The sequence below is a fragment of the Nannocystis pusilla genome, from assembly GCF_026626665.1.
Lineage (GTDB): Bacteria > Myxococcota_A > Polyangia > Nannocystales > Nannocystaceae > Nannocystis > Nannocystis pusilla.
Genome location: NZ_JAPNKE010000002.1, coordinates 9,686,106 through 9,710,063, shown reverse-complemented (window position 1 = coordinate 9,710,063; position 23,958 = coordinate 9,686,106). Strand labels below are relative to the sequence as shown.

General features: G+C 70.8%; 16 protein-coding genes and 1 pseudogene. 8 read left to right on the top strand and 9 right to left on the bottom strand.

The features are described 5' to 3' along the window. Positions 1 to 180: 180 nt before the first annotated feature. The 4 genes from OV079_RS56690 to OV079_RS43010 all read left to right on the top strand — a co-directional run bounded on the left by OV079_RS56690 (position 181) and on the right by OV079_RS43010 (position 5,651). Entirely contained in the window at positions 181 to 2,055 is a 1,875-nt protein-coding gene (locus tag OV079_RS56690; RefSeq protein ID WP_338089002.1) for a histidine kinase dimerization/phospho-acceptor domain-containing protein, read from the top strand. After that, the gene (locus OV079_RS43020; RefSeq protein ID WP_276602933.1) at positions 1,953 to 2,288 is read left to right on the top strand and encodes an ATP-binding protein; all 336 of its coding nucleotides are present in this window, start codon (positions 1,953 to 1,955) and stop codon (positions 2,286 to 2,288) included. Before OV079_RS56690 ends, OV079_RS43020 begins: the two co-directional genes overlap by 103 nt. Positions 2,289 to 2,342: 54 nt before the next feature. Next, a complete protein-coding gene (locus OV079_RS43015) occupies positions 2,343 to 3,851 on the top strand; it encodes a sigma-54-dependent transcriptional regulator (RefSeq protein ID WP_267775531.1) in 1,509 nt (502 codons plus the stop codon). Between the two features lie 408 nt (positions 3,852 to 4,259). Further along, on the top strand, positions 4,260 to 5,651 hold the full coding sequence (locus OV079_RS43010) for a hypothetical protein (protein WP_267775530.1): 1,392 nt from the start codon (positions 4,260 to 4,262) through the stop codon (positions 5,649 to 5,651). A 111-nt stretch (positions 5,652 to 5,762) separates the two neighbouring features. On the opposite strand, the gene rsmI is transcribed toward OV079_RS43010, so the two are convergent. Together rsmI and OV079_RS43000 are read right to left on the bottom strand one after the other, a co-directional pair. Continuing rightward, positions 5,763 to 6,623 (bottom strand): 16S rRNA (cytidine(1402)-2'-O)-methyltransferase, encoded by an 861-nt coding sequence (gene rsmI, locus OV079_RS43005; protein WP_267775529.1) that lies wholly within the window; start codon positions 6,621 to 6,623, stop codon positions 5,763 to 5,765. Then, entirely contained in the window at positions 6,620 to 7,756 is a 1,137-nt protein-coding gene (locus OV079_RS43000; protein ID WP_267775528.1) for an RNA polymerase factor sigma-32, read from the bottom strand. The genes rsmI and OV079_RS43000 overlap by 4 nt, the downstream gene beginning before the upstream one ends. Positions 7,757 to 7,962: 206 nt before the next feature. Here OV079_RS43000 and OV079_RS42995 point away from each other — a divergent pair, with 206 nt between their 5' ends. After that, on the top strand, positions 7,963 to 11,175 hold the full coding sequence (locus tag OV079_RS42995) for an MXAN_5808 family serine peptidase (protein ID WP_267775526.1): 3,213 nt from the start codon (positions 7,963 to 7,965) through the stop codon (positions 11,173 to 11,175). A gap of 177 nt (positions 11,176 to 11,352) precedes the next feature. Continuing rightward, positions 11,353 to 11,937: a DUF6892 domain-containing protein gene (locus OV079_RS42990; RefSeq protein WP_267775525.1), complete on the top strand. Its 585-nt coding sequence runs from the start codon at positions 11,353 to 11,355 to the stop codon at positions 11,935 to 11,937. A 126-nt stretch (positions 11,938 to 12,063) separates the two neighbouring features. Here OV079_RS42990 and OV079_RS42985 read toward each other — a convergent pair whose 3' ends face one another. Then, positions 12,064 to 12,555 (bottom strand): carboxypeptidase-like regulatory domain-containing protein, encoded by a 492-nt coding sequence (locus OV079_RS42985; RefSeq protein ID WP_267775524.1) that lies wholly within the window; start codon positions 12,553 to 12,555, stop codon positions 12,064 to 12,066. A gap of 89 nt (positions 12,556 to 12,644) precedes the next feature. Between OV079_RS42985 and OV079_RS42980 the strand changes: the two genes are divergently transcribed. Further along, a complete protein-coding gene (locus tag OV079_RS42980; RefSeq protein ID WP_267775523.1) occupies positions 12,645 to 12,809 on the top strand; it encodes a hypothetical protein in 165 nt (54 codons plus the stop codon). Positions 12,810 to 12,824: 15 nt separating this feature from the next. After that, complete coding sequence (locus tag OV079_RS42975) at positions 12,825 to 13,055, top strand: hypothetical protein (protein WP_267775521.1); 231 nt, start codon at positions 12,825 to 12,827, stop codon at positions 13,053 to 13,055. Positions 13,056 to 13,713: 658 nt separating this feature from the next. Here OV079_RS42975 and clpX read toward each other — a convergent pair. The 6 genes and pseudogenes from clpX to accB form a co-directional block, all read right to left on the bottom strand. Beyond that, entirely contained in the window at positions 13,714 to 14,976 is a 1,263-nt protein-coding gene (clpX, locus tag OV079_RS42970) for an ATP-dependent Clp protease ATP-binding subunit ClpX (protein WP_267705092.1), read from the bottom strand. A gap of 45 nt (positions 14,977 to 15,021) precedes the next feature. Further along, positions 15,022 to 15,618: pseudogene (gene clpP, locus OV079_RS59565) on the bottom strand (ATP-dependent Clp endopeptidase proteolytic subunit ClpP); the annotation flags it as partial. A 192-nt stretch (positions 15,619 to 15,810) separates the two neighbouring features. Then, positions 15,811 to 17,169 carry a trigger factor gene (gene tig / locus OV079_RS42960; protein WP_267775520.1) on the bottom strand — a complete coding sequence of 453 codons (1,359 nt, stop codon included), beginning with the start codon at positions 17,167 to 17,169 and terminating at the stop codon, positions 15,811 to 15,813. Positions 17,170 to 17,304: 135 nt separating this feature from the next. Then, complete coding sequence (locus OV079_RS42955; protein ID WP_267775519.1) at positions 17,305 to 21,957, bottom strand: tetratricopeptide repeat protein; 4,653 nt, start codon at positions 21,955 to 21,957, stop codon at positions 17,305 to 17,307. 29 nt (positions 21,958 to 21,986) lie between these two features. Continuing rightward, positions 21,987 to 23,420 (bottom strand): acetyl-CoA carboxylase biotin carboxylase subunit, encoded by a 1,434-nt coding sequence (gene accC / locus OV079_RS42950; RefSeq protein ID WP_267775518.1) that lies wholly within the window; start codon positions 23,418 to 23,420, stop codon positions 21,987 to 21,989. Then, on the bottom strand, positions 23,420 to 23,923 hold the full coding sequence (accB, locus tag OV079_RS42945) for an acetyl-CoA carboxylase biotin carboxyl carrier protein (RefSeq protein WP_267775516.1): 504 nt from the start codon (positions 23,921 to 23,923) through the stop codon (positions 23,420 to 23,422). The genes accC and accB overlap by 1 nt, the downstream gene beginning before the upstream one ends. Positions 23,924 to 23,958 lie beyond the last annotated feature (35 nt).

Below are 23,958 nucleotides of genomic sequence, written 5' to 3'. Positions count from 1 at the left end.
CGGGCGACCGGGCTCGTCCGCCGGCGCTCCGCGGCCCCTCGGCGCCCCGGAAGGCCCGCCCGCTGCGGCCTGAACGACGATCTGCACCGCCTCGACGGCTCCGCGGCGGCGTCTGCGGCCGGGGCGCGCAAGACGGTTCACCGACTCGCCTCGCGGGCGCGCTGCTACCATCTGCGCCGCGTGTCCGGGTCGAACCTCTACGCCAGTCTGAGCTCGCTGCTCGCCGCCGCCGTGGCCGCCGCGATCGGCATCAGCGTCTACCTGCGCGACCGCTCGCGCGTGCAGTTCTCGCGCTTCTTCGCGTTCTGCCTCAGCCTGTGTCTCTTCCACCTCGCGCGCTTCTTCGCCGGCTTGCCCAGCCTGCCGCGCTCGCAGTGGATGGCCGACACCTTGAGCCTCTTGCTGCCGCTGATGGCGGACCGCTTCCTCTCGGGCTTCTTCCCCGCGGCCGGTCCGGCGCCGGGGCGCAACCCGCTGCAGGGTCCGCTGCTCGGCGTGTTGCTCGTGCTGCAGGTCATCGCCCTCGTCTTCCCGCAGCTCGCCGAAGAGCCGTGGTGGGTCGTCGTCGACATCAGCATCACCACCTACGTCGTCGGCGGCCTGTTCTTTGCCGTCATGCGGATGTGGCGAGCCGCTCGCGCCGCCGAGGGCACCGCCGCCGGCCCGCGCCTGCGCTACCTGTTCTACGCCGCCCTCATCGCGCTCGCCCTCGGCCAGCCGGGCATCCCCGTCATCGGCCCGATCGCCACCGCCGTCTACCTGTACTTCATGGCCCAGACGCTGACGCGCGAGCGTCTGCTCGACCTGCCGGAGATCCTGGCGCGGATCGCCAGCATGACGCTGCTCGTCATCACGGTCACCGCCGTCTACGCCGCGCTGGTGCTGTGGGTCCCGTGGACCTTCGCCGGCGAGCCGATGCTGCTCGTCTTCAACACCCTGCTCGCCTCCTTCGCCGTGCTCGTGCTCATCGACCCGCTGCGCAACGAGCTCGATCGCCGGCTCGAGAGCTGGCTGTTCCACGACCGCACCGTCTTGCGGGCCCTGCTCGACCGCCTGCGTCGGCGCCTCGTCAACCTCATCGATCCCGACGAGATGGTCCGCGTCGTCATGAACACCTTGCGCGGCTCCGAGCGCGTCACCCGGGCCTCGCTGTTCCTGCTCGATCGCCAGGGCTCGGCGCTGCGGCTGCGCGGGCACACCGGCGCGCCCACGCCGCCGTCGAGCCTCGATCTCGCGACCCGGCGGCCCTTGCTCGAGCGCATGCGCCAGAGCGGCCCGCTGTTGCGGGACGTGCTCGAGCGCCAGCGCGAGCGGGCCAACAACGAGCTCAAGGCCGAGCTCGACGAGTGCCTCGACACCTTCGCCGAGGTCGGCGCCAGCCTCGCCTTGCCGATCCGCGGCCTCGCGGGCGAGCAGATCGACGGCGGGCCGCCGCGGCTGCACTTGCTCGGCGTCCTCTTCGTCGACGACGAGCGCTTGCTCGAGCCGTTCTCGCGCGAGGAGGTCGAGCTGTTCGAGGGCGTCGTGGCCCAGGCCGCGGTGATGATCGAGAACTCGACCGTCTTCGAGCAGCGCAAGGAGCGCGACCGCCTGGCCGCGCTCGGCGAGATGGCCGCCGGTCTGGCCCACGAGATCCGCAACCCGCTCGGCGCGATCAAGGGCGCCGTCCAGGTCGTCGAGCCCGGGCTGCAGAACGCCGACCCGACCACCCGCGAGTTCCTCGGCGTGATCGTCGAGGAGGTCGAGCGGCTCAACCGCGTCGTCACCCAATTCTCACCTACTCGCGGCCCTTCACCGGGCAGATGGGGCCGGTCGTGCTCGGCGAGGTCGTGGTCACCACCATGCGGCTGCTCGACGAGGACGCCCGCGGGCGGGTCACCATCACCCAGGCGGCGAACCTGCCGCCGGTCCGCGGCGACGCCGAGGCCCTGCGCCAGGTCCTGCTCAACCTCTTGCGCAACGCCTTCGACGCGCTGGCCGGCCAGAGCCCGCCGGGGCGGGTGTTCGTGGCGCTCGGCCTGCGCCGGCACGGGCTCGGCAGCGGTGACGCGGTGACCCTCACGGTCCGCGACAACGGGCCCGGGTTCGCCCCTGGCGCGCTGGCCAACCTGTTCGTCCCCTTCCACACCACCAAGGCCGCGGGCACCGGCCTGGGGCTGCCCATCAGCCAGCGGATCGTGGAGAATCACCGCGGGCTCATCGAGGTCAGCGCCCCCGAGAGCGGGGGTGCCCAGTTCACGATCGTCCTGCCCGTGTACGCCCAGCCGCGCGCCGAGTCGCCGACCTGAGGCCCGCCGAATCTCTCCGCTCGAGTCTCATCTGCCCCTTCAGACAGGTTCATCTTGTCCCAAGTACAACACCGGATCCTCCTCGTCGACGACGAACCCAACCTGCGCAAGGTCCTCGGCGCGCTGCTCAAGCAGCTCGGCTTCGAGGTCCACGCCGAGAACGACGGCGCCGCCGCGCTCGCGCGCGTCCGGGCCGCGCCGCCGGGGACCTTCGACGTCGTGATCACCGACCTGCGCATGCCCAACCTCGACGGCATGGGTCTGCTCAAGGCCTTGCAGGTCCACGAGCCCGGGCTGCCGGTGATCCTGTTGACGGCGCACGGCAGCATCGACAGCGCGGTCGAGGCGGTCAAGCTCGGCGCCTTCGACTACCTCGAGAAGCCGTTCGACAAGGACCAGATCCACCAGATCGTGCAGAAGGCGATCACGACGCGCGAGCGCAGCGGTCCGAGCATCCAGCCGAGCCCGCCGCCGGGCGAGATCGCCGACCCGTGCGCCGCTGCGGGCATGGTCGGGCGCTCGCCGTCGATGCAGGCGATCCGCGAGATCGTCGCGACCGTCGCGGCCAGCCCGTCGACCGTGCTCATCGCCGGCGAGAGCGGCACCGGCAAGGAGCTGGTGGCGCGCGCGCTGCACCTCGGCTCGGCGCGGCGCAGCCAGCCCTTCATCAAGGTCAACTGCGCCGCGATCCCCGGCGGTCTGGTCGAAAGCGAGCTCTTCGGCCACGAGCGCGGCGCCTTCACCGGCGCCGTCAGCTCGCGCGCCGGTCGCTTCGAGCTGGCCGACGGCGGCACTCTCTTCCTCGACGAGGTCAGCGAGATCCCCAAGGAGATCCAGGTCAAGCTGCTGCGCGCGATCCAGGAGTCGGAGTTCGAGCGGGTCGGCGGCGTCAAGACCCTGCACGTCAACGTGCGGCTGATCGCGGCCACCAACCGCAACCTCGACGAGCTCATCCGTGACGGCCAGTTCCGCGAGGACCTGTACTACCGGCTCAACGTGGTGCCGATCCATCTGCCGGCGCTGCGCGAGCGGCTCGAGGACCTGCCGTTCCTCGTCTCGCACTTCGTGCAGCGCTGCAACGAGCGCCTCGGCAAGAGCGTGCAGGGCCTGACGCCGGCGGCTCTGGCGGCGCTCGAGCGCTACCCGTGGCCGGGCAACATCCGCGAGCTCGAGAACCTGATGGAGCGGATGGTGCTGTTCGCCTCGGGGCCGCTGATCGACGAGGACGACCTGCCGGACGCCTACGCCGGCGAGGCGGGCGCGAGCGCGCCTGCGGCCGCGGAATCGAGCACCCGCCTGACGGACCCGGCCGACCGCCAGATCCGTCTGCCGCTGTCGAGCCTGGGCCAGGACCTCAAGGAGGCGGTCAAGGCCGGCTCGCGGTTGGTCGAGGAGGCGCTGATCCGCGAGGCCCTGGCGAAGACCGACGGCAACGTCACCCGCTCGGCCCGCGCCCTCGGCATCAGCCGGCGCAGCCTGCAGTCCAAGATGAAGGAGCTCGGCCTGCGCGAGAGCCCGGACGACGGCGGGCCGAAGGGTCCGCCGCCGCAGCCGGCGAGTTGAGGCGACCCCCGAAGTCGGGGCCGGGCGAGGCGAGGCTCGCGGCAGATCTCGCCCACACGCCCGCACGCCGCGCCCGGGCCCGCCGCGCGGGGTCCGCGGCCTTTCGGGGCCTCGCAGGCCGCCGAGCGGCCGGAAACGTGGTCGAGGCCGCAGCGAAAGGGTCCCTTCTCCCGGGTTTTTCACCGCGGCGCACGAGGCTTGCGGTGCCGCGATCGCGGCGGGGATCGTGGCCGGCCCGGCCGCTTCGGCCCAGGAATGTTGACGCTGCCGCCCGCGCGCTGGTAGCGTGCAGCGACCCCTCTTGAGGTGCTCCCTATGCGGAAACTGTGCCGCCTCCTGCCCGTCCTGACTCTTCTCGGCGCGGTCGCTCTCGCTGCCCCCACGGCGAACGCTGCCGAGGTCACGCGAGTGGCGAGCTCCTTCGACGGCGACAACAAGTTCGATTTCCACTTCGGGGTCGGTTACGACTTCAACTTCAAGCAGGCGGCGATCCTCCGCGAGTGGAGTGACCCGAACAACCCGAAGAGCACCATGGTGCGCGACCTGCTGTACCGGCAGATGCGGCACGTGGTCACGCCGACGATGGAGATCGGTCTCTACAAGGACCTCGCCATCTACGCGGCCCTGCCGATCGTCGTCAGCGACCAGCGGACCTACGGCTTCGACCAGAAGGCCGAGCCCTGTGTGTACGCCGACGAGGCCAGCGGCACCAACCCGGCCACCTGCGTCCGGCACGACAACAGCACGACGATCCGCGACGGCATCATCCCGCGCGACGGCTTCAACGCGATGAACGCGGCCAGCCCGTTCGGCGCGTTCGGCGGCGCGGGCACCGAGACGATCTTCAAGGGCGCCAACCGCTACGGCCTCGACCAGCTGATCGTCGGCCTGAAGATCGGCATCTTGAACCAGGACCGGCTGTCGCACATGCCGAAGTGGGTGATCGGCCTCGAGGGTCGCTTCGCCGTCGGCAAGCCGATGACCTTCTCGCGCGACACCGTCGACGCCGACCCCGCGGGCAACCACCGCGTCGGCCGCGGCACCCACGAGCTCGGCGTGTGGACGGCCCTGTCGCGCCGCTACCGCTTCCTCGACCCGTTCTTCACCGCGTGGTGGTACCAGGCCATCCGCGCCAACAACTCCGAGTTCAAGAACTACGGCCCGACGCAGGACCGCATCAACCCGCAGTCCAACGTCGGCGTGTCGTTCGGCACCGAGATCGTGCCGTTCGAGCGCAAGGCCAAGGGTCAGAAGGTCGCGCTCAACCTGCGCGGCCTGGCGATGCTCAAGTACGGCGGCCGCGGCTACAGCGAGGCGTGGGAGCTGTTCGCCGACAGCCCGGCGCTGGTCGGCACCTACCAGCCCGGCCAGCCCAACCTCCAGTGCGACCGCGGCGCGGTCGACAGCGTGGTCCAGTACGCCAAGGACAACCCGCAGAACGGCGACCCCCTGTCGGGCTCCGGCGTGACGGGCACCTCCGGCGGCGCCGGCTGCCAGCGCTTCAACGGCATCACCAACATCCAGGACTTCGCCACCTTCGGCCTCAACATCGCGCTGCACGCCCAGCTCAACAAGTACGCGATGCTGATGATCGGCACCACGCTGACCACCGACACCCGCCACCTCATCACCGCGGCCAGCCGCGGCAAGGCGGCCCTCGGCGGCGACACCAACCTCGTCGACCAACCCAACGAGATCAACCCGGTCCGCCGCGACGTGATCGACCAGGTCGGCCGCCGCTACGCCGTGGGCGACGTGTTCGGCGCCATGGGCTACTTCCGCTTCCTGCTCACCTTCTGAGCCGAAGCTGCCCTTCAAGACATGTCCGGACGGCCCTGGCCGCCCGGACATGTTCGTTTAACCATCCGACTTCACCGCGCGACGCTCGGGCCGCCTGCCCCTTCGGCCAGCTCACTCGGCGCCGCGGCGGAGCGCCCCGAGCTGCTCGTAGATCGCCCGCGCCTCGAGCCCGGTGAGCGCCGCGATCTGCTTGGCCTTCTCGCGCGGCTTCAGGCCCGGGTCGCAAACCAGCTGCCACAGCGCCCGCGTCGCGTCCTGCACCGGGTCGCCCGCGGCCTGCGCCTGAGTCCCTGACAGCACCACGGTCACCTCGCCGCGCAGCGCCTCGTCGACCGTCTGCGCCAGCTCGGCCAGCGAGCCGCGCAGGATCTCCTGGTGCTGCTTGGTCAGCTCGCGGCCGATCGCCACCCGCCGCGACTCCGCGTCGGGCAGCGCCGCCGCCAGGTCGCGCAGCAACGCCGGCACGCGGTTGCCGGCCTCGTACAACAGCACCGTCCCACGCTCGCGGGCGATCGACTCGAGCCGCTCGGCCCGCTCCGGCCCGCCGCGCGGCAAAAAGCCCAAAAAGCGCACGTCCTCGGCCGGCAGACCGCTGAGGCACAGGGCCACCGCCGCGGCCGTCGGCCCCGGCACCACGTCGACCGCGTAGCCGGCCTCGACCGCCGCCTGGACCAGGCGCAGGCCCGGGTCGCTCCACACCGGCAGCCCCGCCTCCGACACGTACGCGACCACCTTGCCGCGCTCGAGGTTCTCGAGCAGCAGCGCCACCCGCTCGCCCTCGTTGGCGACGAAGCAGCTGATCCGCGGCGGCAGCGTCGCGCCCTCGCCGAGCAGGCGCAGCGGGCTGCGCGTGTCCTCGCAGAACAGCACGTCGGCGCCGACGATCGCCTCGCGGGCGCGCGGGCTGAGGTCGCCGCGGTTGCCGAGCGGCGTGCCGACCAGCACCAGCTTGCCCGGCGCCTCGGCGCTCATTCGTGACCCAGCGCGATCTGGACCGCGTCGCCGAGCTCGGCCTGCAGGAACTCGCGGAGGCGCAGGACCATGCGCTTCTCGAGCTGGCGCGCGCGCTCGCGGCTGACGCCCCAGCGGTCGCCGAGCTCCTGCAGCGTGATCGGCTCGTCGGCGACGATGCGGTCGCGGAAGATCTCGAGCTCGCGGCCCGACAGCGTCGCGCCGAAGCGGCGCAGCTTGGCGTGGAGGATGTCCTTGAACTCGGTCGACTCGACCTCGACCTCGGGGTCGTCGCTGCTGTCCTCGATGATGTCCATGCGCGTGCGGCCGTCGTCCTCGTCGCCGCCGCCGGTGAGCGGGGCGTCGAGCGACATGTCGGGGGCCGACAGCCGGCGGTCCATCTCGATGACCTCGGCTTCGCTGACGTCGAGGGCGGCGGCGATGCGCTCGGGCGTGGGGTCGACGCCGGCCTGCTTGAGGCGGTCGACCTGCTTGCGCAGGTTGAAGAACAGCTTGCGCTGGTTCTGGGTGGTGCCGATCTTCACCAGCCGCCAGTTGTTGAGGATGAACTTGAGGATGTAGGCGCGGATCCACCAGCCCGAGTAGGTCGAGAGCTTGACCCCGCGATAGGGGTCGAACTTCTTCACGGCCTGGATCAGGCCGACGTTGCCCTCCTGGACCAGGTCGAGCAGGTTCTGGTAGGCGCGCTTGTACTCGTGGGCGATCTTCACCACCAGGCGGAGGTTCGACGTCACGAGCTGCTTGGCCGCCTCGGCGTCGCCGCCTTCGACCCACCGGACCGCGAGCGCGTGCTCCTCTTCGCGCGTCAGCAGCGGGTGGCGGCGGACCTCGGCCATGTACTGGCCCATCGGATCGCGGCGCACCAGCGCCGTCACGGGCGCGGCCTGGGCCTGCGGCTCGGCGGGGCGGACCCCGATCTCCGCCTCGATGAGGTCGAGCTCGGCGTCGGTCGCCGGCTCGGTCTCGGACAACACCTCGTCCTCGTCCTCGTCCTCGTCCTGCGGTTCGGGCTGCGCGGCGACCGGCGGCGGGGCCTTGACGGGCAGGGCCTTGTCGGCGGGCGCCTCGACATCGACGACCGCCGGCGCCTTGCGCGGGGACTTCTCGGACGAGCTGCGCTTCGGTTGAGACATGCCGGGGCGGAGTCTACGCCGCCGCTCGCCATCTTTGACAGGTCGGCGGAGGTTCGCCCGTGCGCGACCTCCGGGCGGCGACCCCGGACCGGAGCCGGCGGTTTCGGCCGTGCCGCTGCGCCGCCACCGCGCGCCGCCGGCCCGCCTACACGCGCCCGGCTGCCTCGCGGTGGCCATCACAGTTTCCCCCCACTACACTGGCGATCGTGATCGCTCCGCTTCGTGGTCGACTCGGTCGGGCCTCCACCCCGGCCATCGTCTTCGGCTCCTTCGCCCTGGCGCTCGGGCTCACCGCCGTGCAGGACAGCGAGGCGCTGGCCCAGCGCAGCGAGGCGCGCGCCCCGGCCCGGGCCGCCGCCCAGACCTACGACGCCACCGACCTGCGGATCCTCGACTGGACCCTCTGGTACGTCGCCAAGTACTACGTCGAGCCCGAGCGCATCGACCCGCATCGGATGACGATCGCCGGCCTCGAGGGCCTCGAGCAGGCGATCCCGCAGGTGCTCGTCGAGCCGCTCGGCGGCGGCAAGAAGGCCACGCGGGTCAAGGTCCGCGTCGGCACCGCCGAGCAGGAGTTCGAGCTCGGCAGCGTCGACGCGCTGTGGGCCGTCGGCACCCACGTGCGCGACGTGTTCCGCTTCATCGCCCGCCACACCGCCCTGACGGAGGACGACCGGCGCGACGCCGAGTACGCGATCGTCGAGGGCGTGCTGGGCACGCTCGACCCGCACACCAACCTGCTGCGGCCCGACGAGTTCGACGTCATGAAGACCAGCACGAAGGGCAGCTTCGGCGGTCTCGGCATCGAGGTCGGCATGCGCGACGGCATGATCACGGTGATCCGCGTGATCGACGGCAACCCCGCCAGCAAGGCGGGCATCGAGTCGGGCGACCGCATCGTCCAGATCGACGAGGAGTCGACGGTGACGATGACGCTGAACGAGGCCGTCGACCACATGCGCGGCGAGCCCGGCACCCCGGTGGCGCTGCACATCCGCCGCGAGGGCGTCGACAAGCCCAAGCGCTTCCGCATCACCCGCGACGTCATCACCCTCGACAGCGTCACCGGCACCGTGCTGCCGGGCGTCAACAACGAGGGTCAGCCGGTCAAGGTCGGCCTGGTCCAGATCAACCGCAACTTCGCCCAGACCACCGGCAAGGAGCTGCGGGCCAAGCTGGCCGAGTTCGAAAAGGCCGGCGTGCGCGGCATCGTCCTCGACATGCGCGACAACCCCGGCGGCCTGCTCACCGCCGCGGTCGAGGTCGCCGACGCGTTCCTCAAGTCGGGCGTGATCGTCTCGACCGTCGGCCCCGGCGCCCCGCGCGAGGACCTCACCGCCGACGACCGCTACGACTTCGCCGACGTTCCCGTGGTGGTGCTCATCGACCAGGGCTCGGCGAGCGCGACCGAGATCGTCGCCGGCGCCCTGCGCAACCTCGGCCGCGCCGTCCTGCTCGGCCGCCGCACCTTCGGCAAGGGCTCGGTGCAGGTGCTGCACGACCGCAAGGTCGCCGACAAGGAGCTCGCGCTCAAGCTGACGATCGCCCAGTACCTCACCCCCGGCGACGTCTCGATCCAGTCGGTCGGCGTCAGCCCCGACCTGGAGACCCTCCCGGTCGTCGTCACCAAGGACTTCGTCGCCTACCACGGCCGCAAGCGCTTCGACCTGGTGCGCGAGGAGTCGCTGGCCTCGCACCTCACCTCGACCAAGGCCGACCCGTCGCAGAAGATCACCGCCGGCCCGCTCTACTTCCTCAGCAACGCCTTCGTCCCCGACGAGGACGGCAACGACGAGAAGTCCGAGGCCGCCAAGCAGAAGGAGCGCGACAAGGCCCGCGCGGCCAAGACCGACAAGGCCGGCAACCTGACGGTGGACGCGCTGCTCGAGGACCCGGAGATCCGCATGGCCCGCGACCTGGTGGTGTGGGCGCCGTCGCCGTCGCGCGACGCGATCCTGGCCAAGATCGGCGACTTCGTCGCCAAGGAGACGGCGCTCGAGGAGAAGCGGCTGACCGAGGCGTTCGCCAAGCGCGGCATCGACTGGAGCCCCGGCGCCGCGCCGGAGGCCGGCAAGGGCGCCGTGCTGCGCATGACCGTCAAGACCGACAAGAAGGACAACACCGTCCTCGCCGGCGAGACGGGCACCGTCACGATCAGCGTCACCAACGAGGGCACCGCGCCGGCCTACCAGGTCCGCGCCTTCACCGACTCCGACTACTCGTACTTCGACGAGCGCGAGCTGCTGCTCGGCCGCATCGACCCCGGCCAGACGCGCACCGCGACCGCCAAGGTCAACGTCAACGAGCACGAGCTGTCGCGCACCGACCGCATGGAGCTGCAGCTGTTCGACCGCCACGGCTCGACGGTGTCGCCGAGCTCGCAGCGCTTCATCGACATCAGCAGCGCCGGCATCCCGCGCCCCGACTTCTCGCTGGCCTACCAGCTGCTCGACGACCCCAAGGCCGGCGCTAACATCCACGGCAACGGCGACGGCGCGCTGCAAGTCGGCGAGCGCGTGCGCCTGCGCGTCCACGTGCGCAACACCGGCGAGGGCCAGGCGCTCGACGCCTGGGTCAACCTCAAGAACATGAACGGCGAGGCGGTGTTCCTCCACACCGGCCGCGAGCAGCTCAAGGCGATGCCGACCGGCGACGGCCGCGTCGTCGAGTTCGACTTCGAGGTCAAGAAGGCGCCGACCGAGGGCGAGGTCAAGCTGCAGCTGTCGGCCCACGACGCCAAGATCGGCGTGGCGCTGGCGCAGAAGCTGCACTTCCCGCTGGCCCAGAGCACGGTCACGGTGGCCCCGGCGACCGGCACGGCCGCGTGCGAGAAGACCTGCGAGCTCGTCCAGAGCCCGCTCGCCGCCGACCAGGTGGTCGCCCGCGCCGAGCCCGGCTCGGGCCTCAAGGTCACCGGCCGCGCCGACGGCTGGCTGCGCGTCGACCTCGACGGCAAGCGCTTCGCCTTCGTCAAGGAGGCCCAGGCCAAGCTCGGCGAGCGCGGCGGCAAGCCGAAGATCACCGACGTGTTCGCCATCAGCCCGCCGCGGATCTCCCTGGCCCAGAGCCCGAGCCAGACCGCCGACCCGCGCATGAAGGTCAGCGGCACCATCACCGACAGCGAGGCCGTCCGCGACGTCTTCATCACGGTGGTCAACCCCTCGCGCGACCTGTTCGGCAAGGCCGAGAAGGTGTTCTACCAGGCCGCCGCCAACCCCAAGGACGGCAAGCTCGAGTTCTCCGCCGACATCCCGCTGACCCCGGGCAACAACTTCATCGAGGTCCGCGCCCGCGAAGACGACGACGTCAGCGCCGCCAAGCACATGTGGGTGCTGCGCACGAGCGGCCTCGAGGAGGCCCGCTCCAACGAGCTCCACAAGTCGACCGGCAAGCTCAGCGTCGACACCCTGTCGAAGTGACGCGAACGGCCGGGGCCGCCAGCAGCTCGGCGATGTCTCGGAGGACATGTCCTCCGGGACATGCTTTTTCATTCGTTCCGGTCACCGAGGCCGCGGCGTGAACGGATGTCTCGCGGACCCGCCCCGATGCATGGGCCCGCCTTGCCTTGCGCGAGCCGCGGCGGCTACCGTGGGCGCGTGCGTACCCCCGACGAACAGAACTTCCACCTGCTCTTCCTCGACCACCTGCTGAGCGACGAGCGCGTCACCCCCGACGAGCTCGAGCAGTTCGTGCGCGAGGGCCTCGACCTCGACGCCCTGCGCAAGCTGGCGCGCGACGAGGGCATCCCCGGCGAGAAGAAGGCCACCAAGGCAGTGATCGCCCGCCTGTCCGAGTTCCCGGTCAGCGACGACGACCTCGCCGCGATCAAGGTGCTCGCGACCGACGGCGGCGACGACATCTACATGTTCCTCGAGAGCCAGCTGACGCAGGTCGACACCGGCGGCGAGGAGGACTGGTACGACACCAAAGGCTCGCCGGACATCCGCCGCTGCGTCAACGTCACGAAGATCCTCGCCGACTGCTACTTCCAGGGCCTCGACTGCTCGCTGCTGACCGAGCTGCCCGCCCTGACGGAGGTCCACCTCGGGCGCTTCTGGACGAACGCCGAGGCGCTGCTGCGGGTGCCGGCGCTGAAGACGGTGAGGGCGAGCCAGCCGCTGCCGCCGCAGCTCGTCGCCGACCTGCGGGCCCGCGGCGTCACGGTCGAGGCCGGGGGCTAGAGCAGCGTCGAGGACGAGGACGATTGAAGTTTAGCGCCGCCGCCGCGACGTCCTCGGTCGCGGCGCGATCACCTGTCCTTCGAGACATCCTCCCGCGCGCGGGAGGACGCCTCGCCCGAGAGCGGGTCACTTCTTCTCGGCCAGCTTGATCGAGCCGATGTCGAACACCTCGCCCTCCTTCATCGCCCCGTTCATGGCGAAGCCGAGGGTCGTCTGCCACTTGCTGCCGACCTTCACGGCCACGCCGTACTCGCCGAGCGGCACCTCGGCGAAGGTCCACACGCCCTCGGCGTCGGTCTTGCCGGTGAAGCGCACCGGCTGGTCGGCGCACGGCGTCTTCGTGTAGATGAACGACGGGTTCGGGCACACCTCGAGCGTGGCGCCCGAGACCGGCTTGCCGTCGTTGTCGACGATGGCGCCCTTGAGGCCGCCCTTGCGCACCTCGCCGGCGCCCGGCAGCGCGGCGGGGCCGCTGCCGACGACGAGGATGCTCTTGATCTCGCCGGCGATCTCCGGGGCCGCGCCGCTCAGCCACTCGTTCCGGGTCCCATCGGCGCCGATCACCGTGAGCCCCGCGTCGGAGCCGATCCACACGCGCCCGCTGTCGTCCGCGCCCACCGCCCAGATCGACCCCTTTAAAATGCTTGCCGCTGCGCAGCATCTGCAGCTTGCCGGACGGATCGCTCGCGGTGACCTTGTCGACGTCGATGAGCGCGAGGTGGCCGTCGACGCTGACCGAGAGCTCGGTGTACGAGCTGGTGCCGCCGAGCTTCAGCTTCTTGGGCGGCTGGCCGTCGACGAGGTGGAACACGCTGTCCATGCCCATCGCGTACACGCTGCCGTCGGGCGCGAGCGCCATGCGGGTCAGGTAGTACGGGCTGCGGGCCTTGGCCGGCTTGAGGTCGACCGCCGTCCAGGCGTCGCCCTGGCGCACGAACACCTTCTGGCTGGTGGCCAGCCACGGCTTACCGGCGCGGTCGACGGCGATCGCCTGCGGGAAGTCGTCGGCCGCGAGCGCCAGCACCGACACCGGCTCGCTGGTCCACGCCTTGCCGTCGAAGTGGTCGATCGCGCTGAAGGTGGCGCTCCAGATCTGCCCGTCGGCCGCGACCGCGTAGTCGGTCGACGAGTTGGGCTGGCGCGTGTCCCCGTCGCCCACCACCACAGTGAAGCTGTCGGCGTCGAGGCGACCGATCTGCGAGTAGTTGGCGGCGTACACCTTGCCGTCGGCGCCGACCTTGAGCTGCTTGTACGAGCCCGTCTCGGCGCCGCTCACCGGCGTGAATTTGCCGCCGTCGAGCCGCACGATGCCCTTCTTCTCGACGGCGATGAACGCCGGCCCGGGCGCGCCGGCGGTGACCGTCAGCGGCGCCGCTGCGGGCTTCGGCGGCTCGGCCGGGGCCTTGTCGTCGGGCTTCGCCTCGGCCTTCTCCTCGACCTTCGTCTCGGTCCGGGTCTCCGTCTTCGTCTCGACCTTGGCCTCGACCTTCGCCGGCGGCTCGGTCTTCTTCGCCTCGGGGGTCGGCGTCGACGGGCCGCCGTCACAGGCGGTCATCCACAGCGGAGGGCACAAACAAACAGCTTCGTCCTGGGGGTGGGCACGCGGCGATTTTGCCAGCCCGGACTGCGCTGTCAACGCCGACTGTCCCTCGGGCCATCTGGACCGGACATGTCTCTCAAAACATGTCTCCCGGGACATGAGGTCGTCCCCGGAAACGGAGAAGGGCCGCGCCGGCGGTGCCGGGCGGCCCTTCGGGCGAGCCGGGACGCAGCGGCTCAGCTCGCCTCTTTCTTGGCCTCGCCGTCGTTCGCGTAGACGACCACGGGCTGCTTGCCCTGGAGGATGCAGTCCTCGTTGACGACGACCTCGCGGATGTTGCCCTGGCTGGGGATCTCGTACATCACGTCGAGCATCGCGCGCTCGAGGATGGTCCGCAGACCGCGGGCGCCGGCCTTCTGGGCGCGGGCTCGCTGGGCGACGGCCTTGAGGGCGCCGTCGGTGAACTTGAGGCCGACGCCGTCGATGCCGAGCAGGCGCTCGTACTGCTTGACCAGCGCGTTCTTCGGCTGGGTGAGGATGGCGACCAGCGCGGCCTCGTCGAGGTCGTGCAGCGGCGCCACGATGGGCAGGCGGCCGATGAACTCGGGGATGAGGCCGAACTTCATCAGGTCCTCGCTCTGGACCTGCTGCAGGAGCTCCCACTGGCGGAGCTCCTTCTTCTGCCCGTGCTGCACGCCGAAGCCCATGGTCTTGGCGCTGATGCGGTGGTCGATGATGTCCTCGAGGCCCGCGAAGGCGCCGCCGCAGATGAACAGGATGTTGGTCGTGTCGACCTGCAGAAAATCCTGCTGCGGGTGCTTGCGGCCGCCCTTGGGCGGGACGCTGCTGATCGTGCCCTCGAGGATCTTGAGCAGCGCCTGCTGCACGCCCTCGCCGGACACGTCGCGGGTGATCGACGGGTTTTCGCCCTTGCGCGCGATCTTGTCGATCTCGTCGATGTAGACGATGCCCCGCTGCGCGCGCTCGATGTCGTGGTCGGCGTTCTGCAGCAGGTTGACGATGATGTTCTCGACGTCCTCACCGACGTAGCCGGCCTCGGTCAGGCTCGTGGCGTCGGCGATGGCGAACGGCACGTCGAGGATGCGCGCCAGCGTCTGCGCCATCAACGTCTTGCCCGAGCCGGTCGGTCCGAGCAGCAGGATGTTGCTCTTCTGCAGCTCGGTCTCGTCGGGCAGCTTCTTGGCGTTGATGCGCTTGTAGTGGTTGTAGACCGCGACGCTGATGGTCTTCTTGGCCAGCTCCTGGCCGATGATGTAGTCGTCGAGGACCTTGCGGATGTCCTTCGGCTTCGGGATCTTCGCGCTGACGTCGGCCCGCTCTTCCTTCTGGACCTCCTCGGCGAGGATGTCGTTGCAGAGCGAGATGCACTCGTCGCAGATGTAGACCGAAGGCCCGGCGATCAGCTTCTTCACTTCCTTCTGCGACTTGCCGCAGAAGGAGCAACTGAGGTTCCCGTTGTTGTCGCGCTTGGAGCTCATGGAGTCGTCCCCCGTCGGCGTCGGCCGCTCCTTCCGCGGCCGGCTCAGCACCTCGTCGATGAGCCCGTAGCTCTTGGCCATCTGCGGGTCCATGAACCTGTCGCGCTCGGTGTCACGCAGGATGTCGTCGACCGTCTTCCCGCTGTGCTCGGCGAGGATGGCGTTCAAGATGGCCTTGAGGCGCCGGATCTCCAGCGCCTGGATCTCGATGTCGGTGGCCTGCCCCTGCACGCCGCCCGACGGCTGGTGGATCATGATGCGCGCGTTGGGCAGCGCGAAGCGCTTGCCCGGGGCGCCGCCGGCCACCAGCACCGCGCCCATCGAGGCCGCCTGGCCGATGCAGTAGGTGGCGACGTCGCAGCGCACGTGCTGCATGGTGTCGTAGATGCCCAGGCCCGCCGTCACGACGCCGCCCGGGGAGTTGATGTACATCGTGATGTCCTTCTCCGGATCCTCGGACTCGAGGAAGAGGAGCTGGGCGATGATGACGTTGGCGACCTGATCGTTGACCCCGGTGCCCAGGAAGATGATCCGGTCCTTGAGGAGCCGGCTGTAGATGTCCCACGAGCGCTCGCCGCGGTGCGTCTGCTCGATGACGAAGGGGATGTTTGCGACCGGGCCCAAGTCTGCGTGGTGATTCATGCGGCGGCTCCGCGCTCCTTCTAGGTGTCTCGGCTATCGTGACCGCCTCGTCGCGGCGATGCAAGGCCCCAGAACGCGCGGCCGCATCACCACTTTCTCACCGGCGATCGAGAAAGCGGCTGGAGCCACCCTGGGGTGGCTCCTGCTCGATGTTCGGCGCGCCCGGCACCGGCGCGCCCTGCGACTCGCTCGTCAGGTCGCGGCGGTCTCGCCGCTAGACTCCGACGCGGCGGGCGCCTCCGGCGTCGGATCGGGCGCCTCGGTGACCTCGGCCTTGCTCATCAGGAAGTCGAGGATCTTCTCCTCGCGAAGCTGAGCGCGCAGGAGCAGCAGCTGGTTGTTCTTCTCCATCGTCGCGCGCAGGCGATCGATGTTTTGGTTGCGCTCGGCCGCCATCTCCTTCAGCTCGGCCTCGACCTCTTCCTCGGCGACGACGATGTTCTCGGCCTTGCCGATCGCGTCGAGGAGCAGGAACGCCTTGACGTTGAACAGCGCCTGGGGCCGGTACTGCGAGCTGAGCTGCTGCTCGGTCACGCCGAGCCGCTGGAGCGTGAGGCCCTGCTGCTGGACCTGGCGCTTGAACAGGTCGACCTGGGCGGCGACCTCGCGGGCGACCAGCGACGGCGCGACCTCGAAGGTGTTGCGCTGGAGCAGGACCTCGACGAGGCGCTTGCGGGCGTCGCGCTCGGCCTCGTTCTTGTCCTCCTCGAGCAGGCGCTCGCCGATCTTGGCCTTGAGCGCGTCGAGGCTGTCGGCCTCGCCGGTGTCGCGGGCGAAGTCGTCGTCGAGCGCGGGGACGTGCTTCTCGCGGACGTCGCGGAAGCCGATCGTCAGCACGGCCTCGTGGCCGCGCAGCTCCTGCTTCAGGCGCTCCTGCGTCGGGCTGAAGCGCACGGTCTGGGTCTTGCCGACCTGGTCGAGGGTGACGTTCGCCAGCGCGGCGGCGAGGCCCGGGATGTACTCGTTCTCGGTCTCGCCGATGTCGACGCGGAGGTCCTTGCGCGCGATCTTCTGCGGGCCGATGGCGCCGTCGAGGTCGACGGTCCACACGTCGCCCGGCTGGGTCGCGGTGCGCTCGTTGCCCTCGGCGAGCGGACGCAGCTCGGTGAGCTCCTCCTGCTTGGCCTTGAGCTCGGCGGCGATCTTGGCCTCGTCGGCGACGGCGGGGCGGCGACGGACGGCGATGCCGGTGTAGTCCTGCGGGGTGATCTCCGGCGGGACTTCGAACCGCGCGGCGTACTTGAACGCCTCATCCTTGTTGAGCGTGCCTTCCTCGAGCACCGGCTGCGTCAGCGGCACCTTGCTGTGCTGCGTGACGGCGGCCTGGAAGGTCTCGTCGACGAGCTCGCGCGCGAGCTCCTCACGGACGCCCTTGCCGAACATGCGCTCGAGCATGTGCGGCGGCACCTTGCCCGGACGGAAGCCAGGCAAGCGAGCCTTGCCCTGCAGGTCGCGCAGCTTGGTGGCGAACCGGGGCGAGATCTCCGCCCACGGGATTTGCACACGCACGCGGCACTCGACCGCACTGATCCTCTCGATTTGACTTTCCATAGCGAGCGAAAGCGGGGACGGTCCAGTACCAGAGGGCCGCCACGATCACAAGCCTGGGCCATCACCGCCGCCCGCACGCAGGCCCGCGGCGGCCATGACCGGCCGCGCGGGGGCGTGACAAGCCGCACGGGTCTCTCAGCCCTCGTGCTCGGCCAGCAGCTCGTCGCGGTCGCGGTAGCCGGGGCTCACGTCGCGCAGCGCCTCGGCGGCGGCCGCGGTGTCGCCGAGGGTCATGTAGACCTCGGCCAGGCGGTACTGGGCCGCGTCGCGCTCGTCCTCGTCGTTGGCGCTGGCGACCGCGTCGCGCAAGGCGGCGACGGCGACCGAGGGCTCGCCGCGGAGGACCCGGAGGTCGGCGATCATGACCTTGGCCCGCGACTGCCAGGTGCTGTCGGCGGCGGCCAGCCCGAACTGGGTCAGCGCGTCGTCGATGAGCCCCATCTCGTGATAGGCCATCCCGAGGTCGAAGTAGGTCTGGGCGTCGGCCTGCTCGGTGAGGGTGGCGACGGCCCGCTGCTGCGACGACTTCTTGCGGCTGACCGGCGACGGCTCGTCGAAGATCGAGGACAGGAAGTCGTCCTCGTCCTCCTCGTCGTCGAGGCGCAGGACGGTGCTGCCGGGGCTGGCGGCCGCGGGCGGCGCGGCGGCGACCGGCGGCGGGGTGTCCTCGATCATCACCGGCGCGGCGGCCGACTCGAGCTTGGCGCCGGTGGCGAAGCGGTCGGCGAATTCGGCGAGCGCCGGGTGCCCCGGGAAGCGCCGCTGCAGCTCGAGGTAGGTGAACTGGGCGTCGTCCTCGAAGCGGCTGCTGATGAAGAACCGCAGCTCCTCGACCTCGTCGGTGATGTCCGGGTAGTCCGCCGGCGCGGCGGGCTCCTCGGCGGAGATCTCCTCGACCGCCTCGAGCTCCTCCAGCTCGGCGCTCAGCAGGTCGGAGGCCTTGCTGTCCGCGGAGACAGGCTCGGTCGCCGTCGCTGCCTCGGCGGCGGCTTCGGCGGGCTCGGCCTCGATGTCCGAAAGGACATCTTCCGGCTTCTCGCTCGCGGGGGCTTCGGGGGCGTGGCTGTCCGCGGGGGCAGCTTCGGTGGGGGCGGGCTGGCTGTCCGCGGGGACAGCTTCCGGCTTCGCCTCGCTCGTCGCCTGGCTGTCCGCGGGGACCGCTTCCGACTTCGCCTCGCTGTCCGCAGAGACAACCTCCGGCTTCGCCTCGCTGTCCACGGGGACAGCTTCCGGCTTCGCCTCGCTCGTCGCAGGCTGGCTGTCCGCAGAGACAGCCTCCGGCTGCGCCTCGCTCGTCGCCTGGCTGTCCGCGGGGACAGCCTCGCTCGTCGCGGGCTGGCTGTCCGCGGAGACAGCCTCGCTCGTCGCCTGGCTGTCCGCGGGGACAGCTCCCGGCTTCGCCTCGCTCGTCGCGAGCTGGCTGTCCGCAGAAACAGCCTCGGGCTTGGGCTCGCTGGTCGGCGCGGCCTCGGTCGTGGCCTGGCTGTCCGCAGAGACAGCCTTGGGCTTGGGCTCGCTGGTCGGCGCGGCCTCGGTCGTGGGCTGGCTGTCGGCAGAGACCGCCGGCTTCGCCTCGCTCGACTGGCTGTCGGCAGAGACCGCCGGCCTCGCCTCGGGCTTCGCGGGCTTCGCGGCAGGGGTCGCCGCGGGCTTCGGCGCGCTCGTCTCGCCGAGGCGCGTGACCGGCTTGGCCGGCTTCGAGGAGCCCAGGCGCATGGCCCGGAGCTTCGCCGCGGCGTCGGACTTGGCGGGGGCGGCCGGCCGGACGATCTCCGCCTTCGGCACCTCGGGCTTGGCGGCCGAGGTCTCGGGCGTCGAGGCATTGGCCTCTGCGCTGGTCGCATCCACGGCGGCCGGCTCGCTCGCCGAAGCCTCGGCCGATGTGCTCGCGGCTTCGGACTTGGCGACTTCGGCCTGCTTGGGGCTGTTCGCTTCGGGCTTCGCGGCGGTCTCCGAGCTGTCCGCAAGGACAGCTTCGGACTTCGCGGCAGCTTCCGCGCTGTCCGTCGGGGCAGCCTCGGCCTTCGCCGCCTGGGCGTCCGCGGGGACGGACTCCGGCTCGGCCGCGGCATCCGAGCTGTCCGTCGGGACAGCTTCGGACTTCGCCGCTGCGAAGTCCGTCGACACGGCCTCGGGCTTCGCCTCGGGCGCAGTCGCCTCGGTCGTCGTCGAGCTGTCCGTCGGGGCAGCCTCGGGCTTCGCCGCGACAGCCTCGGTCGTCGTCGAGCTGTCCGTCGGCACGGCCTCGGGCTTCGGCTCGACGGCCGCGGCCTCGGGCTTCGCCGTCACCACGCTCTCGCTGCGCGGCGGCGGCTCCGGCCGCTTCGTCACCACGCTCTCGCTGCGCGCCGGCGGCTCCGGCCGCTTCGTCACCACGCTCTCGCTGCGCGCCGGCGGCTCGGGACGCCTGGTCACCACGCTCTCGCTGCGCGGCGGCGGCGGCTCCGGACGCCTGGTCACCACGCTCTCGCTGCGCGGCGGCTGGGGCGGACGGGCGGGCGTCGGCGGGCCCTTCTTGGCGGGCGCCGGCTTGCGCGGCGCCGGCTCCGGCGCGGCTTCGACGATCTCGTCGACCTCGAGCTCCTCGACCTCTTCGGCCTCGAGCTCCTCGACCTCTTCGGCGCGCGGCGCCGGCTTGGCGGCCGACTTCTCGCCGGGCGGCTTCGCGGGCGGACGGCGCGGCGGCTTGCGGCCGGCCTCGACCGGCTCGCTCGCCGGCTCGGCCTTCGCCTCGGGCTCGGCCTTCGCCTCGGGCTTCGCCGCCTCGCTCGCCGCTTCGCTCGCCGCGACGTCGGGCTTCGCCGCCTCGCTCGTCCCGGCCTCGCTCGCCGCGACGTCGGCCTTCGCCGCCTCGGGCTTCGCGTCCGCGGCTGTCTCTGCGGACAGGTCCGTCGGGACAGGCGTCTTGTCGTCCGCCTTGGCCGGCGGCTTGAAGGTCGGCAGCGGCGTCTTCTCGCCGAAGACCCGCGGCAGCGGCGTCTTCTCCGAGAACTTGGTCGGCAGCGGCGTCTTGACGCTGCTGTCGCCCTCGTCGCGCGCGGTCGGAGCCGCCAGGCCGAGCGCCAGGTTCTTGAGGCCGCTGTGGTCGCGGGCCGCCTCGGCCTCCTCGACCGGCGCGGCCGCGGCCGCCTTCGGCTCCTCGGGCAGCGGGGCCGGGGCGGGCGTCGGCGTGAGGTCGGCCTGCTCGCCGGAGCCCGACTCGCCAGGCGCGGCGACCTCGGGGATCAGGCCGCTGCGCGCCGAGTCACCCGCCGAGCTCATGCCGGCGCCGCTCTGGCCGGCCTGGGGTGGCGGCGCCTCGGCGTCGCCGGCCAGGCGCTCGTGCTTGGTCCCGCGGACCAGCGGCGCGGCCTCGTCGGGCTGGCTGCCGCTGGCCTCGAGGGCCGTCAGGACCATCTCGGCCTTGGTGTGGTTGGGCGCGAGCCGCAGCGCGCGCTCGAGGTGGTCGCGGGCGATCTTCAGATCGCGGCCGGCGACCAGCTGGGCCAGGCGGACGTAGGTGTCGGCGGCCTCGGGGTTGCGCCCCAGGGACTCGAGGATCGAGGCCTGCAGCTCGAGGGCCTGGGTGTTGCTGGCGTCGCGGACGAAGATCGAGTCGAGGTGCCCGAGCGCGTGCTCGAACATCTTGTATTTGATGTAGACCCGGACCTCGAGCAGCAGCTTGTCGACGTCGCCGACGTTGTCCTCAGGCTCCTCCGCCGCGCTGGGCGCCAGGTTCGCGCCCACTCCTGCGAAAGGGCGCGAAGGCACGTCCTCGACTTCCACGTCGAGCTCGAGGTCGGTGGCGGTTTGCGCCGCCGCGGCCTCCTCCTCGACGACGTCGATGTCGAGCCCCTCCTCTTCCCGGTCCTTCGGATCGATCGGCAGCGCCGCGATCTCGGCGTCGATGTCGGCGACGGTCTTCTTGAGCTCCTCGGCGTTCTCGGGCCCGAGGGCGATCGCCTTGCGCAGCACGCGGGCGGCCAGCACCTTGGCCTTGCGCCCGCCCTTGCGCTGCTCCTTGGCCAGCTCTTGCAGCACACTGACCGACTTGTCCTGCTTGCCCAGCGCGACGAACGTGTCGGCCAGCAGCTCCAGGCCCTCCGGGTCGGCCGGGGCCGAGCGCAGCAGCGCGTTGAGCTTCACCAGCGCGCGCCGGTTCTCGTTCTGCGACAGGTAGATCCGCGCCAGCGAGCGCAGGACCGGCAGGTCGTCTTCCTTGTGGTAGATGAGCCGCTCGGCGACGCGGATGTAGTCGTCGATCCGGCGGTCGGAGAACAGCTTGTCGGCCGCGAGCCGGAAGTGCTCGACCGCCTGCGGCACCATGCCCTCGCGCGAGTACAGCTCGGCCAGCCGCAGGCGCTTGCCGACCGCGCCCGGGTCGAGCTCGGCGACCATGCGGAAGCCCTCGAGGCCCTCCACGATCTGCCCGCTCTGGAAGTACGCCTGGGCGACGAACTCGTAGGTGGCGATGGCGTCCTGGATCCGGTTGAGCTCCTTGTAGAGCCCCGCGACCTTGGACTGCACGTCGAGCCGGCCCGAGTCGATCTGCAGCACCTGCCGGTAGACCGCGAGCGCCTTCTGGTGCTCACCGGCCTCGGTGTAGTGCTTGCCGACGAACACGAACCGCTCGCTCGCGCCCGCGGTGTCGCCCATCTGCCGCAGCGCGTCGGCGTAGAGGAGCCAGGAACGGATGTCCGAAGGGTCAGCTTCGACGACCGCCGCGTACTCCTTCGCCGCCCGGTCGTGCTGACCCTTCGCCGCGTACTTCGCAGCCGCTGCCAGTGCCTTGTCGCGGTTGAACGCCACCCGTGTCCTTCTTCCTGTCTTCCTTCTCCTTAGCCTTGCACTTCGGCGTCGGCCTCGGCGCGCACGGCCTCGGGGTCGAGCGACGCCTCGAGGAAGTGGGTATCGTATTTACCACTAATGAACGCCGGTTGCTTGAGAAGCCACCGATGGAGCGGGATATTGGTCTGGATGCCCTCGATGACGCATTCGCCGAGCGCGCGCTGCATCCGCCGGATCGCCTGCTGGCGGTCCGGGGCGTGGACGATGAGCTTGGCCAGCATCGAGTCGTAGAAGGGCGGAACCGTGATGCCCTGGTACATGTGGCTGTCGACCCGGACGCCGTAGCCGCCCGGGAAGTGCAGCGCCGAGATCGTCCCCGGCTGAGGGATGAACTTGATCGGGTCCTCGGCGTTGATCCGGCACTCGATCGCGTGGCCGCGCGGCCGGAACTCGCGCATCAGGTGCCCCAGCGGCTCGCCCGTGGCCAGCCGGATCTGCTCCTGCACGAGGTCGACGCCGGTGATCATCTCGGTCACGCAGTGCTCGACCTGGACGCGCGTATTCATCTCCATGAAGTAGAACCGGTCGCCGTCGAGCAAGAACTCGATGGTGCCGAGCGAGTGGTAGCCGATCGCCTTGGCGGCCTGGACCGCGGCGGCGCACATCTCCCGCCGCAAGGTCTCGCTGAGGACCGAGCAGGGCGCCTCTTCCAGCACCTTCTGGTGGCGCCGCTGGACCGAGCACTCGCGCTCCAGCAAGTGATTGGCGTTGCCGTGCTGGTCGGCCACGACCTGGACCTCGACGTGGCGCGGGCTCTGCACGTAGCGCTCGATGTACATGTCGCCGTTGCCGAACGCCTTGAGCGCCTCGACCTGGGCGGTCTGCAGGGTCTGCGGCAGCAGCTTGATGTCGCGGACGATCTTCATGCCGCGCCCGCCGCCGCCCGCCGAGGCCTTGAGGATGACCGGCAGGCCGATCCGCTCGGCCTCGGCCACGGCGTGCGCGGCGCTCGTCAGCACGCCCGTGCCCGGCAGCACCGGGACGCCCGAACGCTCCATCGTCTGGCGCGCGGTGACCTTGTCGCCCATCACGCGCATGTGCACCGGGTCGGGCCCGATGAACGTCAGCTTGCACTTCTGGACGATCTCGGCGAACTCGGCCCGCTCCGACAAAAAGCCGTAGCCGGGGTGCACGGCGTCGGCGCCGGTCAGCTCGGCGGCGGCGATGATGTTCTTGATGTTGAGGTAGCTCTGCGACGACGGGCCGGGCCCGATGCAGACCGCCTCGTCGGCGAATCGCACGTGGAGCGCGTGCTCGTCGACCGTCGAGTAGACGGCGACGGTGCGCAGCCCCAGCTCGCGGCAGGCCCGGATTACGCGCAGGGCGATCTCGCCCCGGTTGGCGATCAGGACCTTGCGGATCTCCCTCAGGGGCGGCGGCTGGCTGGGCCGCGGCGCGGTCGGATGAGGCGTCTTCGTCGGCATCAGAGCTTGCGGACCCGGAACAGCTTGGCCCCGTATTCGACCGGCTTGGCGTTGTCGAGCAGGCACTCCTCGATCACGCACGGGAACTCGGCCTCGAGCTCGTTGAACAACTTCATCGCTTCGACGATGCAGAGGGTCTGGCCGCGCTGCACCATGGTGCCGACCTCGACGAAGGAGGGCGTGTCCGGGCTCGCCGAGCGGTAGAAGGTGCCGACGAACGGCGATGTGATGAAGGTACCGGCGGCAGGCGCGGTCGCGGGCGCAGCCGGCGCCGCAGCCGCCGCAGCGGGCACGGCCGCAGGCGCCTCGTAGACGGCCGGACGCGCCGCCACCGGCGCGGCCTCGAGGCCAATGTTGCGCCGGAGCAGCACGCGATGCTCCCCGCTCTCGATCTCGATCTCGTCGAGGTCGTTCTGGCGCAGCACCTTGGCCAGCTCGCGGACGTACCGCAGGTCCGGCAGCGAATCAGGCCGTGGAGACGAATCCCGAGGTTCGGACGACATGCACTCTCCGTCAGGGTCGAAGGGTCCCGGGCACG